The sequence below is a fragment of the Streptomyces sp. NPDC002779 genome, from assembly GCF_042888685.1.
Taxonomy (GTDB): Bacteria; Actinomycetota; Actinomycetes; order Streptomycetales; family Streptomycetaceae; genus Streptomyces.
Genome location: NZ_JBIAQC010000020.1, coordinates 1 through 17,495, shown reverse-complemented (window position 1 = coordinate 17,495; position 17,495 = coordinate 1). Strand labels below are relative to the sequence as shown.

Genomic DNA, 17,495 nt, shown 5'->3' with positions numbered 1-17,495 from the left:
ATCCTTCACGCCCCACCGTACCGCCTTGCGCTGCGGCCGTGCGGGGAGCGATGTCGTGTTCACTCAGGGCTGCAAACATCAAAACCCCCCGTTCTGTTCCGTATCCTGTGCCCGCTCATTCTCTGGCTGTTCGCTCGCGAGCTGCTGCAAGAGCAGCGCGAGTACGCTCCGTACACTCTCCATACGAATTTCCGCCCGGTCGCCGTTCAACCGCAGCGAGGCCACTTTCCCGCCACCGGCGGATCCGGAATCCGCCGCGCGGGGCCCGTCCACGGCCACGTAAACGGTTCCCACGGCCTTCCCGTCCTGCTCCTCCGGGCCCGCCACACCGGTCGTCGCGATGCCCCAGTCGGCGCCCAGAACCTTGCGCACGCCCGCCGCCATCTCAGCCGCCACCTGCGGATCCACCGCTCCGCGCCGCTCCAGCAGGCCCGCGTCGACCCCGAGCACCCGGTGCTTGAGTTCGGTGGCGTAGGCGGTCACCGAACCCCGGAAGGCCTGCGACGCCCCGGGGGCCGCTGTGATCTCCGCCGCAACAAGGCCACCAGTGAGCGATTCCGCGACAGCGAGGGTCTCGCCCCTCACAGTCAGTAGTCGCACCACTTCAGCGGCGGGGGAATTCACGCTTCCGCCTCCTCCAGCGCGGCCCTGCGCTCCGCGATGCCCTGCCTGCGCAGCACAATGGCTTGTCTTACATAGTCGAGCCCGGTCACCACGGTCAGCACGACCGCCGCACCCATCACCCAGAACCGGAGAGTGGCCAGCCATCCCGTCAGCGCCAGGATGTACATCCCGACGGCCACGCCCTGCGTGAGCGTCTTGAGCTTGCCGCCCCGGCTCGCCGGGATGACGCCGTACCGGATGACGAGAAAACGCAGCAGGGTGACGCCGAGTTCCCGGCCGAGGATCACCGCGGTCACCCACCACGGCAGATCACCGAGCCCGGACAGACAGATCAGCGCCGCCCCCATGATCGCCTTGTCCGCGATGGGGTCGGCGATCTTCCCGAAGTCGGTGACCAGGTTGTACGTCCGCGCCAGATGACCGTCGAACAGGTCGGTGATCATGGCGACGGCGAAGGCCGCCCAGGCGAACGAGCGCCACGCCGGGTCATACCCGCCGTCGGCCAGCATCAGCGCGACGAACGCGGGCACGAGCAGCAGCCGGAGCATGGTCAGGAGGTTGGCGACGTTCCAGACGCTGGCCTGGTTGACGGCCGCCGCCGCGATCTTCCCGCCCCGCACGGGCTTCGCGCCCCCGGGTTCGCCGGAGACCGCGGCCGCGGCCGCAGCCGCCTTGGAGGAGCCGCCCGCGGCGGATGCCGGGACTCCGGTCATCTGGCCGCCTCCTCATCGGGTACGAACGAGCCCTGGAGCGGCTCGGCCACCAGGTCGACGCCCTCGGTGCCGACCACCTTCGCCTCGACCATACGACCGACACTCAGGCCCTCGCCGCTCGTGAGCAGCACCTGGCCGTCCGTCTCCGGCGCCTGGTGCGCGCCGCGGCCGTACACGCCCTCCTCGTCCACGGACTCCACGAGGACCCGCACGGTCTCGCCCAGGCGTTCCTCGGCCCGCTGCGAGACGAGCTGCTCGGCCAGCCGGGAGACGCGTGCCAGGCGCTCGGCCACGACGTCGACGTCCAGCTTGCCGTCGTACGTCGCCGCTTCGGTGCCCTCCTCGTCGGAGTAGCCGAACACGCCGATCGCGTCCAGCCGCGCGTGGTTGAGGAAACGCTCCAGCTCAGCCAGATCGGCCTCGGACTCGCCGGGGAAGCCCACGATGAAGTTGGAGCGCACGCCCGCCTGCGGAGCCTTGCTCCGGATGGTGTCGAGCAGCTCCAGGAAGCGGTCGGTGTCGCCGAAGCGGCGCATCGCGCGCAGCACGTCGGGCGCGGAGTGCTGGAAGGAGAGGTCGAAGTAGGGCGCGACCTTGGGGGTGGAGGTGAGGACGTCGATCAGCCCGGGGCGCATCTCGGCCGGCTGGAGGTAGCTGACCCGCACCCGCTCCAGGCCGTCGACCGCGGCCAGCTCGGGCAGCAGGGACTCCAGCAGGCGGATGTCGCCGAGGTCCTTGCCGTAGGAGGTGTTGTTCTCGGAGACCAGCATGATCTCCTTGACGCCCTGCTCGGCCAGCCAGCGCGTCTCGTTGAGCACGTCGCTGGGGCGGCGCGAGATGAAGGAGCCGCGGAAGGAGGGGATGGCGCAGAAGGTGCAGCGCCGGTCGCAGCCGGAGGCGAGCTTCACCGAGGCGACGGGGGCGCCGTCGAGCCGGCGGCGCAGGGGGGCGCGCGGGCCGGAGGCGGGCGCGAGCCCTTCCGGAAGGTCCGCCGGCGCGTGCCCGGGCAGCGCCACGTCGGCGGCCGATTCCTGCCGCTCGGCAGGGCTGATCGGCAGCAGTTTGCGCCGGTCGCGCGGGGTGTGCGCGGCGTGGATGCCGCCGTTCAGGATGGTCTGGAGCCGGTCGGAGATGACCGCGTAGTCGTCGAAGCCGAGCACCCCGTCGGCCTCGGGCAGCGCTTCCGCGAGCTCCTTGCCGTACCGCTCGGCCATGCAGCCGACCGCCACCACCGCCTGGGTTCTTCCGTGGCCCTTGAGGTCATTGGCCTCCAGGAGGGCGTCGACGGAGTCCTTCTTGGCGGCGTCGACGAAGCCACAGGTGTTGACGACGGCGACATCCGCGTCGGAGGCGTCCTCCACGAGATCCCAGCCGTCCGCCTCCAAGCGGCCTGCGAGCTCCTCCGAGTCCACCTCGTTACGGGCGCAGCCAAGAGTGACGAGTGCGACGGTACGGCGTTCAGGCATGGACTCAAGACTACTTTGTCTCGCTGACACCCCACGTCGACGGGGTTGGCCGATCTTGGCCGACCCCGTCCTTTTGCGCGGTGTGCTCAGCCGGCCTGGGGGTCACCCTTGGTGTAGGTGAGGCGCTCCACGGCTCCCGGCTGCCACTTGTCGTCGATCTTCTTGCCGTTGACGTAGAGCTGGATGGCGCCCGCGTCCCCGAGGACGAGGTTGATCCGCTCGCTGTCCTGGAAGGTCTTGGACTCGCCCTGCTTGAGCAGGCCGTCGAAGAGGAGCCCGCCGGTGTGGTCCTTGGCGGAGATCCAGCTCTCGCCGTCGGCGGCGCTGACCCGGACCGTCACCTTGTCCTGGGGCGCGGCGGCGATGGCGCTGTCGGACGGCTCCGGCTTCGGGTCCTCGGGCTTCTCGGTCTTGGGCTTGGTGGTGGCGGAGGTGCCGGCCGAGGGCGTGGCACCCTCGGCGACCGCCGCCGAGCCGCCGTCGTCCTCGCCCTTGAACGCGGTGAAGCCGACGAAGCCGACCACGGCCACGATCGCGGCGACCATCGCCGCGGTCCAGTTCGGCCCCCGCCGCTCCGGCCGGATGCGTTCCGCCTCGAACAGCGGCGCCGCGGGGGTCGGCGCGGGCCGCCCGCCGTGGTCCGCGTCGTACTGGGCGAGCAGCGGGCCGGGGTCGAGGGCGACGGCCCTGGCCAGGGTCCTGATGTGGCCGCGGGCGTACACGTCCCCGCCGCACGGGGCGAAGTCGTCCGCCTCGATGGCGTGCACGATGGGCAGGCGGACCCGGGTGGCGTTGCTGACGTCGTCGACGGTCAGTCCGGCAGCGATACGCGCCTGCTGGAGAGCTCGGCCGACGGAGAGGCGGGCTTCGTCGGAAACGTCTTCGAACGGACGCTCGTCTTCAGGGGAGTTGCCGATGGACACGGGGGCGCCTTTCGAGCGTATAGCCACCTGTGCTGGAAGTTCAGTCTAGGGGGGGTATGAAAGCCTGGGGCAACCGGGCGGCGGCACTTTGTACGCCATCGGTATGGCCCGGCACACCGATGGTGGGGCAGCAGCGTTTCGCTTCCCTCAACTTGACGTACGTCGAAGGGAAACGGTTGCTCAATGATCCCTTACGGGTGAGTCACGATCCGACATCGACGGCCCGGCCCGCGGGGGACTCTTCTCAAGCCTCCCCGCGGATCTGCGCCAGCACGCCATCCAGCTCGTCAGGCTTCACAAGAACGTCACGTGCCTTGGAGCCCTCGCTCGGCCCGACGATGTTCCGCGACTCCATCAGGTCCATCAGCCGCCCGGCCTTGGCGAAGCCCACCCGGAGCTTGCGCTGGAGCATGGAGGTCGACCCGAACTGGGTGGAGACCACCAGTTCCGCCGCCTGGCAGAGCAGGTCGAGGTCGTCGCCGATGTCCTCGTCGATCTCCTTCTTCTGCTTGGTGCCCACGGTGACGTCGTCCCGGAAGACCGGCGCCATCTGGTCCTTGCAGTGCTGGACGACCGCCGCGACCTCTGCCTCGGTGACGAAGGCGCCCTGCATACGGGTGGGCTTGTTGGCGCCCATCGGCAGGAAGAGCCCGTCGCCCTTGCCAATGAGCTTCTCGGCACCGGGCTGGTCGAGGATGACCCGGGAGTCGGCGAGCGAGGAAGTGGCGAAAGCGAGCCGCGAGGGCACGTTCGCCTTGATCAGGCCGGTGACCACATCGACGGAGGGCCGCTGCGTGGCGAGCACCAGATGGATGCCGGCCGCACGGGCGAGCTGCGTGATCCGCACGATCGCGTCCTCGACGTCCCGCGGCGCGACCATCATCAGGTCGGCGAGCTCGTCGACGATCACCAGCAGATACGGATACGGCTGGAGCTCGCGCTCGCTGCCCTCCGGCGGCTTGACCTTGCCGTCCCTTATGGCCTGGTTGAAGTCGTCGATGTGCCGGAATCCGTACGCCGCCAGGTCGTCGTAGCGAAGATCCATCTCTCGTACGACCCACTGGAGCGCCTCGGCGGCCCGCTTGGGGTTGGTGATGATCGGCGTGATCAGGTGCGGGATGCCCTCATAGGCCGTCAGCTCGACCCGCTTGGGGTCGACGAGGACCATCCGGACGTCCTCGGGGGTCGCCCGGACCATGATCGAGGTGATCAGGCAGTTGATGCACGACGACTTACCGGAACCGGTGGCTCCGGCGACCAGGACGTGCGGCATCTTCGCGAGGTTGGCCATGACATAGCCGCCCTCGACGTCCTTGCCGAGCGCCACCAGCATCGGGTGGTCGTCCTCCGCGGCGGCCGCGAGCCGCAGCACGTCACCGAGGTTGACCATCTCCCGGTCGGTGTTGGGGATCTCGATGCCCACCGCCGACTTGCCCGGGATCGGCGAGATGATCCGCACGTCCGGGCTGGCCACGGCGTACGCGATGTTCTTGGTCAGCGCGGTGATCCGCTCGACCTTCACCGCCGGGCCCAGCTCGACCTCGTAGCGGGTGACCGTCGGCCCGCGCGTGAAGCCGGTGACGGCGGCGTCGACCTTGAACTCGGTGAAGACGTTGGTGAGCGAGGCGACGACCGCGTCATTGGCGGCGCTGCGCGACTTGCCGGGCCCCCCGCGCGTGAGGAGGTCGAGCGAGGGCAGCGCGTAGGTGATGTCACCGGAGAGCTGGAGCTGCTCGGCGCGCGGGGGCAGGTCGGTGGGGGCCTCGGGCGCGGGCTTGGTGAGGTCGGCGACCTCGGTCTTCAGCTTCTCCTGCTTGGGCCGCGCGGACGGGACGGGCGTCGGTGTCGGTGCCGGCGTGGTCTGCTCGCGGTCGCCCGCGCTCACCCCCTGGGTGAGGTCGGCGACGACCGGCGAGGGCGGCATCCCGTGCAGGACGGCCCCGTCCAGCGCGGCGGCGGCAGCGGCGGCGACGTCCACCGCGTCCATGGGGCGGCTCATGTCGGGCTGGGGCACCGCGGACCGCCGGGGCCGCCCGCGACGCCGCGAGAGGGCCTCCTGTTCGGCGCCTTCGGGGTCGTAGGCCTCGGGCGACGGTCCGCGCCGCCGGGGGCGCGCGGGCAGCGCCTCGCGCCACTGGTCGTCGTAGCGCTCGTCGTCGTCGTAGAACTCCTCCGCCCGCGGATCGTCGACGATGCCGAGCCTGACCCCGAGCAGCCGCAGCCGCTGCGGGATGGCGTTGACCGGGGTGGCCGTGACGACCAGCAGCCCGAAGACGGTGAGCAGCACCAGCAGCGGTACGGCGAGGACCTCGCCCATCGTGAACGTCAGCGGAGTCGCCGCACTCCAGCCGATGAGGCCGCCGGCGTCCCTTATCGCCTGCATGCCGGCGCTGCGGGCGGGCGAGCCGCAGGCGATGTGCACCTGGCCGAGGACGCCGATGACCAGGGCGGACAGGCCGATCACGATCCTGCCGTTGGCCTCGGGCTGCTCCGGGTGCCGGATGAACCGTACGGCGATCACCGCGAGCAGGATCGGCACCAGCAGGTCCAGCCGGCCGAAGGCGCCGGTCACCAGCATCTCGACCAGCTCGCCGACGGGACCGCGCGACGTGGACCAGGTGCCCGCGGCGACGATCAGCCCGAGACCTAGTAGCAGCAGGGCGACGCCGTCCTTGCGGTGGGCCGGGTCGAGGTTCTTGGCGCCCTGCCCTATGCCGCGGAACACGGCGCCGACGGCGTGCGCGAGCCCGAGCCAGACGGCCCGCACCAGCCGGTAGATGCCCCCGGTGGGGCTGGGGGCCGGCCTGGGCGCGGGCTTCTTGGCGGGCGCCTTCTTCGCGGGGGCCTTGTTCGCGGCGGTCTTCTTCGCCGGGCCCTTCGCGGGAGCGGCAGCCCTCTTCGCGGGCTGCTTCTTGGCTGCGGAGGGACGTGAGGCCATAGGTGTGAGATTACCGGGGGAGACGACAGCGGACACGTGTGCCCACTGCTTCACCCGTTCGTGTCGCCGTGACGACGGCGCTGAACTGACGCATGTTCACAGAAAGGTCATCTCCAACGCGCCCCGGACGGGCGTCAGTTCTGCGAGGAAACCGAGGAGGTGTTCCCGGCGCCCGGCTCCAACGCGTCCAGCGCGCGCCGCAGTCCGGTGAGCTTGCGCTCCAGATGAGCCGCCGTGGCGACCGCCGCCGCGTCCGCCGACTCGTCGTCGAGCTGCTTGGACAGCGCCTCGGCCTGCTCCTCGACCGCCGCGAGCCGCGCCGACAGTTCGGCGAGCAGCCCCGCCGGTTCCTTCGTCTCGGCGCCCGGAGCCCGGCCGCTGCCCTCCAACTGGAGCCGCAGCAGCGCCGCCTGCTCCCTGAGCTGGCAGTTCTTCATGTACAGCTCGACGAAGACCGAGACCTTCGCCCGCAGCACCCACGGGTCGAACGGCTTGGAGATGTAGTCCACCGCACCGGCGGCATAGCCGCGGAAGGTGTGGTGGGGACCGTGATTGATCGCCGTGAGGAAGATGATCGGGATGTCCCGGGTCCGCTCCCGGCGCTTGATGTGCGCCGCGGTCTCGAAACCGTCCATACCCGGCATCTGGACGTCCAGCAGAATGACCGCGAAGTCGTCCGTGAGCAGTGCTTTGAGCGCTTCCTCCCCGGACGATGCCCGCACCAGGGTCTGATCGAGCGCAGAGAGGATCGCCTCCAGCGCGAGCAGATTCTCCGGCCGGTCATCGACCAGGAGGATCTTGGCCTTCTGCACCATGGCCCGCCCTCCTCGCCCCGGCATGGGGCCTCCCCTGTCCGCAGGACTTGACGCGGCACCGGTAGGTGCCGCCCCAGGGGACGGCTCCCTTGCGCCGCCCGTCCTCGTGCCGGTCATGGTAGCCGCACCCCGCCTGTCGCCACACCCTGTCACCGTGATGTCACTGTGCACGTAGCAGAAACGTAGCGGGAGACCAGAAGGTTCCCCGAATCCCGTTCCTCTACACGGCGTCGAGCACACTGAGTCAGCAACTCCGTGTGTCCACCGTACGTTCCCGACCTGCCCTTCTCCCGCCCGCGCACCGGGCCCGTACGCAGCCCGGCCGGTCCCGTCACGCCTCCCGCATCCACTGCTCCATCACCGACAGCAGGTGATCGGGGTCGACCGGCTTGGTGACGTAGTCGGAGGCGCCCGACTCGATCGCCTTCTCCCGGTCGCCCTTCATCGCCTTGGCGGTCAGCGCGATGATCGGCAGCCCGGCGAACTGCGGCATCCGGCGGATCGCCGTGGTCGTCGCGTACCCGTCCATCTCGGGCATCATGATGTCCATCAGCACGACCGCCACATCGTCGTGCTGCTCCAGCACCTCGATGCCCTCCCGGCCGTTCTCGGCGTACAGCACCGACAGGCCGTGCTGCTCCAGGACGCTGGTCAGCGCGAAGACGTTGCGGATGTCGTCGTCGACGATCAGCACCTTCTCCCCGCCGAACCGGATGCCCCGGCGCACCTGCGGCGCCGCCTGCTGCTCCAGCGTCGGCCACTGCTGCTCCTGCTGGAGCGGCCGCTGCTCCAGTTCGGGCGCGGACCTGTGGCGCCGGCGCCGGAAGAGCGCGGCGGCGCCGTTCTGCGTCTCCTGGTACGACTTCACCTCGGCCGGCGTCTCGATCTCCACGTCCGACAGCTCGGACGGATCCGCGGCCGACGCCACCAGGTCGCCGGCCTCCAGGGCGGGCATGGGCTGCTGGTGGTAACCCTGCGGCGGCAGCTCGCTCGGGTGCAGCGGCAGGTACAGCGTGAAGGTGGAGCCGCGTCCCGGTTCGCTCTGCGCGTGGATCTCGCCGCCGAGGAGCTGCGCGATCTCCCGGGAGATCGACAGCCCCAGGCCCGTACCGCCGTACTTGCGGCTGGTCGTGCCGTCGGCCTGCTTGAACGCCTCGAAGATCACCCGCATCTTGCTGGCCGCGATGCCGATGCCGGTGTCGGTCACCGAGAAGGCGATCAGATCGGCGTCCGCGTCCCGCAGCGAACCCGCCTCCAGCAGCTGCTCCCGGATCGCCACCGGCACATCCGCCCCGGCCGGCCGGATGACCAGCTCGACCGATCCGGAGTCGGTGAACTTCACCGCGTTGGAGAGCAGATTGCGCAGCACCTGCAGCAGCCGCTGCTCGTCGGTGTGCAGCGTGGCGGGCAGCTCCGGCGACACCCGCACCGACAGGTCCAGGCCCTTCTCCGCGGTCAGCGGGCGGAAGGTGGCCTCCACGTAGTCGACGAGCTGGACGAGCGCGATGCGCGTCGGGGAGACGTCCATCTTGCCCGCCTCGACCTTGGACAGGTCCAGGATGTCGTTGATCAGCTGGAGCAGGTCGGAACCGGCGCCGTGAATGGTCTCGGCGAACTCCACCTGCTTCGGGGAGAGGTTGCCCTCGGCGTTGTCGGCGAGCAGCTTGGCCAGGATCAGCAGCGAGTTGAGCGGGGTGCGCAGCTCGTGCGACATGTTGGCGAGGAACTCGCTCTTGTAGCGCATCGACACCGCGAGCTGCTCGGCACGCTCCTCCAGGACCTGCCGGGCCTCCTCGATCTCGGTGTTCTTCACCTCGATGTCACGGTTCTGCTGGGCCAGCAGCTCGGCCTTCTCCTCCAGTTCGGCGTTGGACGCCTGGAGGGCCTTCTGCCGGTTCTCCAACTCCGCCGACCGCTCCTGGAGTTGCTCGGTCAGCTCCTGGGACTGCTTCAGCAGCTGCTCGGTCTTGGTGTTGACGGAGATGGTGTTGACGCTGGTCGCGATCATCTCCGCGATCTGGTTCAGGAAGTCCTTCTGGATCTGCGTGAACGGCGTGAAGGAGGCCAGCTCGATCACGCCGAGCACCTGGCCCTCGAACAGCACCGGCAACACGATCACCTGGGCGGGCGGTGCCTCGCCGAGCCCGGAGGAGATCTTCAGATAGCCGCTGGGCGCGTTCTCCACCAGGATCGTGCGCTTCTCCTGGGCCGCCGTCCCCACCAGCGCCTCCCCCGGCCGGAACGAAGTCGGCATGGAGCCCATCGAGTAGCCGTACGAGCCGAGCATCCGCAGCTCGTACTGGTCCTCGTCGCTCTGGTGGGCGTCGGGCATCGCCAGGAAGAACGCGCCGTGCTGCGCGGACACCACCGGCGTCAGCTCGCTCATGATCAGCGAGGCCACGTCCTGAAGATCGCGGCGGCCCTGCATCAGCGCGGAGATCCGGGCGAGGTTGCCCTTGAGCCAGTCCTGCTCCTTGTTGGCGATCGTGGTGTCGCGCAGGTTGGCGATCATCTTGTTGATGTAGTCCTGGAGTTCCTGGATCTCGCCGGAGGCGTCCACGTCGATCTTCAGGTTCAGGTCACCACGGGTCACCGCGGTCGCTACGCGCGCGATGGCCCGCACCTGCCGGGTGAGGTTCCCGGCCATCTCGTTCACGGACTCGGTGAGGTCCCGCCAGGTGCCGTCGACGTCACGCACGCGTGCCTGGCCGCCCAGCTGTCCCTCGGTGCCCACCTCACGGGCGACGCGGGTGACCTCCTCGGCGAAGGAGGAGAGCTGGTCGACCATGGTGTTGATGGTCGTCTTGAGTTCGAGGATCTCGCCCCGCGCGTCGATGTCGATCTTCTTGGTCAGATCGCCCTTGGCGATGGCGGTGGTGACCATGGCGATGTTCCGCACCTGACCGGTGAGGTTGGACGCCATCTGGTTCACCGACTCGGTGAGGTCCTTCCAGGTACCGGCCACTCCCGGCACCCGCGCCTGGCCGCCCAGGATGCCGTCCGTGCCCACCTCGCGGGCCACCTTGGTGACCTGGTCGGCGAACGAACTCAGCGTCTTCACCATGGTGTTGAAGGTGTCCGCGAGCTGCGCGACCTCGCCGCGCGCCTCGATGGTCACCGTCCGGGTCAGGTCACCGTTGGCGACCGCCGCCGCGACCTGGGAGATGTTCCGCACCTGCATGGTCAGGTTCTTGGCCATCAGGTTGACGTTGTCGCTGAGGTCCTTCCAGATGCCGGTGACGCCCGGCACGTGCGCCTGGCCGCCCAGGATGCCCTCGGTGCCCACCTCACGGGCCACCCGGGTCACCTGCTCGGCGAAGGAGGACAGCTGGTCCACCATCGTGTTGACGGTGGTGACGAGCTCCAGGATCTCGCCCTTGGCGTCCACGGTGATCTTCTTGGACAGGTCGCCCTTGGCCACCGCGGTCGTGACCTCGGCGATGTTGCGCACCTGAATGGTCAGGTTGTTCGCCATGAAGTTCACGGACTGGGTGAGGTCCTTCCAGGTGCCGGAGACCCCCTGCACCTCGGCCTGCCCGCCGAGCTGGCCCTCCGTACCCACCTCACGGGCGACCCGGGTGACCTCCTCCGCGAAGGAGGAGAGCTGGTCGACCATCGTGTTCAGGGTGTTCTTCAGCTCCAGGATCTCCCCGCGCGCGTCCACGGTGATCTTCTGGGACAGGTCACCCCGGGCCACCGCGGTGGCGACCTGCGCGATGTTGCGCACCTGGGCGGTGAAGTTGCCGGCCATGCCGTTCACGGAGTCGGTCAGATCACGCCACACACCGGCCACACCGGGCACCTGCGCCTGACCGCCCAGCCGCCCCTCGGTGCCCACCTCACGGGCCACCCGGGTCACCTGCTCAGCGAAGCCGGAGAGCTGGTCGACCATCGTGTTGATGGTGTTCTTCAGCTCCAGGATCTCCCCGCGCGCGTCCACGTCGATCTTCTGCGAGAGGTCCCCGCGCGCCACCGCCGTGGTCACCTGGGCGATCTGCCGCACCTGCGAGGTGAGGTTGCCGCCCATGAAGTTGACGGAGTCGGTGAGTTCCTTCCAGGTCCCGGACACCCCCGGCACGACCGCCTGACCGCCCAGGCGGCCCTCCGTGCCCACGTCCCGGGCCATCCGCGTCACCTGGTCGGCGAAGGCCGACAGCTGGTCCACCATCGTGTTCACGGTGTTCTTCAGCTGGAGCATCTCGCCGGAGACGTCCACGGTGACCTTCTGCGACAGATCGCCGTTGGCCACCGCCGTCGTCACCTGGGCGATGTTGCGGACCTGGCCGGTGAGGTTGCGGAACGCGGTGTTGACGGAGTCCGTCAGGTCCTTCCACGTGCCCGCCGCGCCCGGCACCTGCGCCTGCCCGCCCAGCTCGCCCTCGACACCGACCTCGCGCGCCACGCGCGTGACCTCGGAACCGAAGGAGGAGAGCTGGTCCACCATGCCGTTGACGGTGTTCTTCAGCTCCAGCATCTCGCCGGCCACGTCGACGGTGACCTTCTGGGAGAGATCGCCGTTGGCCACGGCCGTCGTCACCGCGGCGATGTCCCGCACCTGGATCGTCAGGTTCCGGAAGACCGTGTTGACGGAGTCCGTCAGGTCCTTCCACGTCCCCGCGGCACCCGGCACATTGGCCTGGCCGCCCAGCCGTCCCTCGGCGCCGACCTCGTTGGCCACGCGCGTGACCTCGTCCGCGAAGATCCGCAGCGTCTCGGTCATCTGGTTGATGGTGTCCGCGAGCTGCGCGACCTCACCGCGCGCCGACACGGTCACCTTCTGCGACAGATCACCGTTGGCGACCGCCGTGGTGACCTGTGAGATACCTCGCACCTGGGCCGTGAGGTTGCCGGCCATCAGGTTCACCGAATCGGTGAGGTCCTTCCACACACCGGCCACACCCGGGACCTGTGCCTGCCCGCCGAGCTCGCCCTCGGTACCCACCTCGCGCGCGACCCGGGTCACCTCGGAGGAGAACGACGACAGCTGGTCCACCATCGTGTTGACGGTGTTCTTCAGCTCCAGCATCTCGCCGGCCACATGGACCGTGACCTTCCGGGACAGATCGCCCTTGGCGACCGCCGTGGTCACCAGCGCGATGTCCCGCACCTGCGCGGTCAGCCGGTACGCCATCGTGTTGACGGAGTCGGTGAGGTCCTTCCACGAACCCGACATGCCCCGCACGCGTGCCTGTCCGCCCAGCTTGCCCTCGGTGCCCACCTCGCTGGCCACCCGCGTGACCTCGTCGGTGAACGTGGACAGCTGGTCGACCAGATTGTTGACGGTACGGCCGACCTTCAGGAACTCCCCGCGCAGCGGATGCGCGGTGCCGTCCGGGGCCTGGGTCCGCAGCTCCATCCGCGGCGACAGATCACCCTCGGCCACCGCGGACAGCACCCGGCCGACCTCGGAGACGGGCCGTACGAGGTCGTCGACCAGGGCGTTGGAGTTGTCGACGGCGGCCGCCCAGGAGCCCTCGCAGGCGCCCGTCTCCAGCCGCTCCGTGAGCTTGCCCTCGCGGCCCACCATGCGCCGTACCCGGGACAGCTCACCGGTCAGATGCAGATTGCGGTCGGCCACCTCGTTGAAGACGGCCGCGATCTCGGACATCACGCCGTCGCCGGAGACCGTGAGCCGCTTGCGGAAGTTGCCGTCCCGCATCGAGACGAGGGCCGCCAGCAGCCGGTTCAAGGAGGCCGTGTCCACCGTGGTGGTCCCACCGCGCGGTTTACGCTGGCTCATCAGGGGCTGTCCGCCTTTCGCGCGCGTCTTCGTGCCCCGCGTCGCTGCGCCAGACTCCACTGTGTCCCTCCCGCAGGGGTAGACCATCACTGCCGTGCTCCCGGTACTCCTGCTCGGCGTACCGGTTACTGCTGGGTATCTCCGCCGGATGCGCCGGGCCGCACCACGGGCTGCTGCCCGCCGTGAGCGGACGCCACTCCGCCCGACCGGACCTTCACCTCAAGCTTGCCCAGTGTTTCACCCCGGCCGAACCCGGCCATAACAGTTCGGCAGCTTCGCACACCGTCCGCACACCCTCCGGGCGGAAACACTGCGGACCGGCATCCGCGTGGACGGCGAAGGTAAGTAACCTTGCATGCGGCTGTCCAGCCGCACCGGTCCGTCCGGCTCGGGCGGTGGCACGGAAACGAGCGGGCACGGAGGGGCGGCCGCACACATGACCACCGGACTGATCCCGGGGGAGCAGCCCTCGGAACCCCGGCCGACGGGCGGACTGCCGCATCAGCGGCAGGAGCCGGCCGGCCACGGAGCCCTGCATGTCGACAACCGGTCGAGGAGTTCAGTGATCACCGCGCGCGCGGCCGCCAGCTTCGAGCCCGTCGGGCGGTCGGTCGCGAGCGCCCGCTCCTTCGTCCGCGACACCCTCCAGGGCTGGGGCTTCGCCGACATCGTCGACGACGCGGTGGTCCTCACCAGCGAGCTGGTGACCAACGCCGTCGTGCACGCAGGCACCTCCGCCGACGTCCTGTGCCTGCGCGCCGACGACGGTGTCCGGATCGAGGTCGCCGACCACTACCCCGAGCGCGAGATCCCCCTCCAGGGCACGTCCGTCAGCATGGGCAACCCCGACCGGGAGGGCGGCCGCGGCCTCCAGCTCTGCGCGGCCCTGGCCGGCCGGTGGGGTGTCGAGTACACGCCCACGCACAAGCAGGTCTGGTTCCAGCTCGATCTTCCCGAACGCCCGGTGGGCACCCGGGCCGCGGGCCCCGCCCTCCCCACCGACCTCCTCCCGATCGCCGACGCCCGCGTCCGCGTCGCCGTCGTCCAGATCGACCGCACGGGCGCCATCTCGGCGTGGAACGAGGACGCCGAGGAACTCTTCGGCTACCCCGCCGAGCAGGTCACCGGCAAGCCCCTGACCGACCTCGCCGCCTGGCCGCACACCCCGGGCACCAGCACCGGCATCGCGGAAGCCCTGCAACTGTCCCGCTGGGAGGGCAGTTACGGCATCCGCGGCGCCAACGGCCGGGTCACCCCGGTCTACGCCTCCCATCTCCGGGTCCGCGACACCGGCGGCGAGCCCTCCACGGTCTGTCTCCTCGTCCGGGACCACGAACGCGCGGTCCTGCAGACGCCGTTGCGGATGCCGTCCTCCGACGCCGGCTCCGGGGAGGGCCAGAGCACCGACCCCTTCGAGGTGTTCATCGGCTCCCCGGCCCCGGACGATCTCGACGGCCTCCTGCAGCGCACGGTGGAGCGCGCCCGCGACATGCTCGACGGCGACTCCGCCTTCCTGCTCCTCGCGACCGACGACGAGACCGAGTTGGAGGTCCGCGCCTCCACCGGCCTGCCCTCCGCCCGCCAGCGCTTCGCGCGCGTGCCCGTCGAGGCGGGCCCCGGCCGCTACGGCTCCGCGCGCATGCCCGCCGTCCACGACGACCTGTCGGTCGTCCCCGGCGCCGTCCCGCTGCTCAGCGGCACCGGCATGCGCTCGGTCGTGACGGTCCCCCTGAAGGTCGAGGGCCGCCTCACCGGCTCTCTCGGCGTCGCGGCGGAGGCCCCCGGCAGATACTCCAACGAAGAGGCGCTACGGCTCCAATTCGCCGCCGACCGCATCGCGTTGGCCGTCGAATCGGCCCGCCTCGGCGAACTGGAGCGCCTGCGCCGGGGCTCGCTGAGCTTCCTCGTCGAGGCCTCCGACCTGCTCGCCGGCACCCTGGACCGCGACCAGACCCTCGCCCTGATGGCCCAGATGACGGTCCCGACGCTGGCCACGTGGTGCGCGGTCTACACGATCGCCGACCAGGCCTCCGAGCCGTACCTCTCGTACGTCCTGCACGAGGACGAGGAACTCATCGACGGCATCAAGTCGTTGCTCTCGAAGATCGCCCCGCCCGACCCGGTCCCCACCCCCGGCGCCCGGATCTGGTCCGCTCCCGCGGAGGCCGCCCACCAGGCCGCCCTGCGCACCTCCATGCGCAGCCTGGGCCTCGGCGAGCCGCTCCCCCGCGCGAGCTCCGGCATCGGTCCGACGCTCGCCACGGCCTCGGCGGTCGGCGGCGAGACCGTCGTACTGCCCCTGGTGGCCCGCAACCGCGTGATCGGCATGCTGACCCTCGGCAAGCCGACCGACGAGCATTTCCGCCAGGAGATCCTGGAGCTGGCCGAGGATCTCTCCCGCCGAGCCGCCCTGGCCCTGGACAACGCCCGCCTGTACTCGGAGCGCACGGCCATCAGCCAGGCCCTCCAGCGCAGCCTCCTGCCGCCCGAACTCCCCCAGATCGACGGCGTGGAGGTCGAGGTCATCTACCGCGCGGCCGGCGAGGGCAACGAGGTCGGCGGCGACTTCTACGACCTCTTCCCGATCAGCGACGGCGCCTACGGCTTCGCCATCGGCGACGTCTGCGGTACGGGCCCGAACGCGGCGGCGGTCACGGGCCTCGCCCGCCACGCCCTGCGCCTCCTGGCCCGCGAGGGCCTCAGCGGCCCGGCGGTCCTGGAGCGCCTCAACTCCGCGATCCTGGACGAGGGCGCCCGAAGCCGCTTCCTGACCCTCCTCTACGGCGAACTGCGGCCGCAGGAGGACGGCAGCGCGGAGTTGAAGGTGGTCTGCGCCGGCCACCCCCTCCCGCTCCGCCTGCGCCAGGACGGCACGGTCGAACCGGCCGCCGAACCCCAGCCGCTGCTGGGCGTGATGGAGGACCTGGAGCTCTACGAGCAGACCGTCACGCTCGACCCCGGCGACGTCCTGCTGTGCGTCACGGACGGCGTCACCGAGCGCCGCGAGGGAACCCGCATGCTCGGCGACGACGGCCTCAGCGACGTCCTGACGACCTGCACGGGCCTGACTGCAGGCGCGGTCGCCGCCCGCATCATGCGCGCCGTGGAACGCTTCGCCTCGGACGCCCCGTCCGACGACATGGCGATCCTCGCGATGCGCGTCCCGGGCCTCCACACGGACTGAGCGTCCAGGGGATACGAGAAAGGCCCCCGCCCATAAGGGCGGAGGCCTTTTTCTGTAGGAGCCCCCAAACGGAATCGAACCGTTGACCTTCTCCTTACCATGGAGACGCTCTACCGACTGAGCTATAGGGGCCTGTTGCCTTCGAGGTCTCCCTCGCGGCAACGAGCTAAATCATACCCTGAATTCGCGCATGCTTCGAACCGCCCACCCTGGGGCTCGAATTCTCAGACGGCGGGCTGGAGCAACCCGCCCAGCGCGTTGCACGCGGAGACGATCCGCTGCATGTCCCGCTTGGTCAGCGCGGCGTCCACGGGCAGTGTGAGCGTCTCGTCGGCGGCACGTTCGGTCTCCGGCAACGACACGCACCGCCGGAACTCGGGCAGCCGGTGCACGGGCGTCTTCACCGGCACCTTGCAGTCCACCCCCCGGGCACGCACGGCGCGCGCGAAGGCATCCCGGTCGGGCCGCCCGTTCCCGGGCACGCGCACGACGTACTGCTGATAGGTGTGCCCGTCACCCCCGTCGGGCGTGCACACGCCTTTCAGCTTCGCGTCCAGATAGGCGGCCCGCTGCCGACGCTGAGCGATCTCGTCGTACGGCGCCTCGGACTCGCCCTGCTCCAGCACGAGCAGCCCGTGCCGCTGCCCCACCCCGTGCAGCCGGGCGATGTCGGCGAACCGCCCGAAGCGGTGCACGACCACCACGGCCGCGGTCCGTGCGGTCACGACCGCCTCGACGGCGGAGGCGTCCAGGCAGTACGTGACCGGATCTATATCGGCGAACACCGGAAGCGCCCCGGCCAGGACCACGGCCTCGGCCACCTCGGCGTTCCCGAAGGCCGGTACGACGACCTCGTCACCGACTCCGACGCCGGCGGCCCTGAGCATTGCAGCAGTACCCATGCTCGGGATGGTGGTTCCGCAACGTGAACTTCAAGTGACGCACAGCAAAAAAGGGTTGGACCCCGAACCGAAGTTCAGGGTCCAACCCTTTTCAAAATTTGTTCGGCGGTGTCCTACTCTCCCACAGGGTCCCCCCTGCAGTACCATCGGCGCTGTAAGGCTTAGCTTCCGGGTTCGGAATGTAACCGGG

The 17,495-nt window shown here is 69.9% G+C and carries 9 protein-coding genes, 1 tRNA gene and 1 rRNA gene; 1 reads left to right on the top strand and 10 read right to left on the bottom strand.

The window, feature by feature from the left end; all coding sequences use genetic code 11:
* Positions 1 to 78: 78 nt before the first annotated feature.
* The 7 genes from ACFYW5_RS33815 to ACFYW5_RS33785 form a co-directional block, all read right to left on the bottom strand.
* Complete coding sequence (locus tag ACFYW5_RS33815; protein WP_389420961.1) at positions 79 to 624, bottom strand: CinA family protein; 546 nt, start codon at positions 622 to 624, stop codon at positions 79 to 81.
* Positions 621 to 1,337, bottom strand: coding sequence for a CDP-diacylglycerol--glycerol-3-phosphate 3-phosphatidyltransferase (pgsA, locus tag ACFYW5_RS33810; RefSeq protein ID WP_389420960.1), 717 nt, complete (start codon positions 1,335 to 1,337; stop codon positions 621 to 623). Before pgsA ends, ACFYW5_RS33815 begins: the two co-directional genes overlap by 4 nt.
* Positions 1,334 to 2,803 (bottom strand): 30S ribosomal protein S12 methylthiotransferase RimO, encoded by a 1,470-nt coding sequence (gene rimO / locus ACFYW5_RS33805; protein WP_389420959.1) that lies wholly within the window; start codon positions 2,801 to 2,803, stop codon positions 1,334 to 1,336. The genes pgsA and rimO overlap by 4 nt, the downstream gene beginning before the upstream one ends.
* Before the next feature lie 86 nt (positions 2,804 to 2,889).
* The gene (locus ACFYW5_RS33800) at positions 2,890 to 3,726 is read right to left on the bottom strand and encodes a helix-turn-helix domain-containing protein (RefSeq protein ID WP_389420958.1); all 837 of its coding nucleotides are present in this window, start codon (positions 3,724 to 3,726) and stop codon (positions 2,890 to 2,892) included.
* 244 nt (positions 3,727 to 3,970) lie between these two features.
* A complete protein-coding gene (locus ACFYW5_RS33795) occupies positions 3,971 to 6,664 on the bottom strand; it encodes a DNA translocase FtsK (protein ID WP_389420957.1) in 2,694 nt (897 codons plus the stop codon).
* Positions 6,665 to 6,798: 134 nt separating this feature from the next.
* Complete coding sequence (locus ACFYW5_RS33790) at positions 6,799 to 7,479, bottom strand: two-component system response regulator (RefSeq protein ID WP_389420956.1); 681 nt, start codon at positions 7,477 to 7,479, stop codon at positions 6,799 to 6,801.
* Positions 7,480 to 7,810: 331 nt separating this feature from the next.
* Positions 7,811 to 13,219, bottom strand: coding sequence for a HAMP domain-containing protein (locus tag ACFYW5_RS33785; protein WP_389420955.1), 5,409 nt, complete (start codon positions 13,217 to 13,219; stop codon positions 7,811 to 7,813).
* 436 nt (positions 13,220 to 13,655) lie between these two features.
* On the opposite strand from ACFYW5_RS33785, the gene ACFYW5_RS33780 reads away from it, so the two are divergent.
* The gene (locus ACFYW5_RS33780; RefSeq protein WP_389420954.1) at positions 13,656 to 16,403 is read left to right on the top strand and encodes a SpoIIE family protein phosphatase; all 2,748 of its coding nucleotides are present in this window, start codon (positions 13,656 to 13,658) and stop codon (positions 16,401 to 16,403) included.
* 59 nt (positions 16,404 to 16,462) lie between these two features.
* On the opposite strand, the gene ACFYW5_RS33775 is transcribed toward ACFYW5_RS33780, so the two are convergent.
* The 3 genes from ACFYW5_RS33775 to rrf form a co-directional block, all read right to left on the bottom strand.
* A tRNA-Thr gene (locus ACFYW5_RS33775) sits at positions 16,463 to 16,535 on the bottom strand.
* Positions 16,536 to 16,627: 92 nt separating this feature from the next.
* Positions 16,628 to 17,290 (bottom strand): DegT/DnrJ/EryC1/StrS family aminotransferase, encoded by a 663-nt coding sequence (locus tag ACFYW5_RS33770; RefSeq protein WP_389421011.1) that lies wholly within the window; start codon positions 17,288 to 17,290, stop codon positions 16,628 to 16,630.
* A gap of 115 nt (positions 17,291 to 17,405) precedes the next feature.
* Positions 17,406 to 17,495, bottom strand: a 5S ribosomal RNA gene (gene rrf, locus ACFYW5_RS33765); the annotation flags it as partial.

Coding starts and splice junctions, on each gene's coding strand:
- pgsA (WP_389420960.1), bottom strand. CDS start 1,337: ATGACCGGAGTCCCGGCATCCGCCGCGGGCGGCTCCTCCAAGGCGGCT.
- rimO (WP_389420959.1), bottom strand. CDS start 2,803: ATGCCTGAACGCCGTACCGTCGCACTCGTCACTCTTGGCTGCGCCCGT.
- ACFYW5_RS33795 (WP_389420957.1), bottom strand. CDS start 6,664: ATGGCCTCACGTCCCTCCGCAGCCAAGAAGCAGCCCGCGAAGAGGGCT.
- ACFYW5_RS33790 (WP_389420956.1), bottom strand. CDS start 7,479: ATGGTGCAGAAGGCCAAGATCCTCCTGGTCGATGACCGGCCGGAGAAT.
- ACFYW5_RS33785 (WP_389420955.1), bottom strand. CDS start 13,219: ATGAGCCAGCGTAAACCGCGCGGTGGGACCACCACGGTGGACACGGCC.
- ACFYW5_RS33780 (WP_389420954.1), top strand. CDS start 13,656: ATGACCACCGGACTGATCCCGGGGGAGCAGCCCTCGGAACCCCGGCCG.
- ACFYW5_RS33770 (WP_389421011.1), bottom strand. CDS start 17,290: ATGCTCAGGGCCGCCGGCGTCGGAGTCGGTGACGAGGTCGTCGTACCG.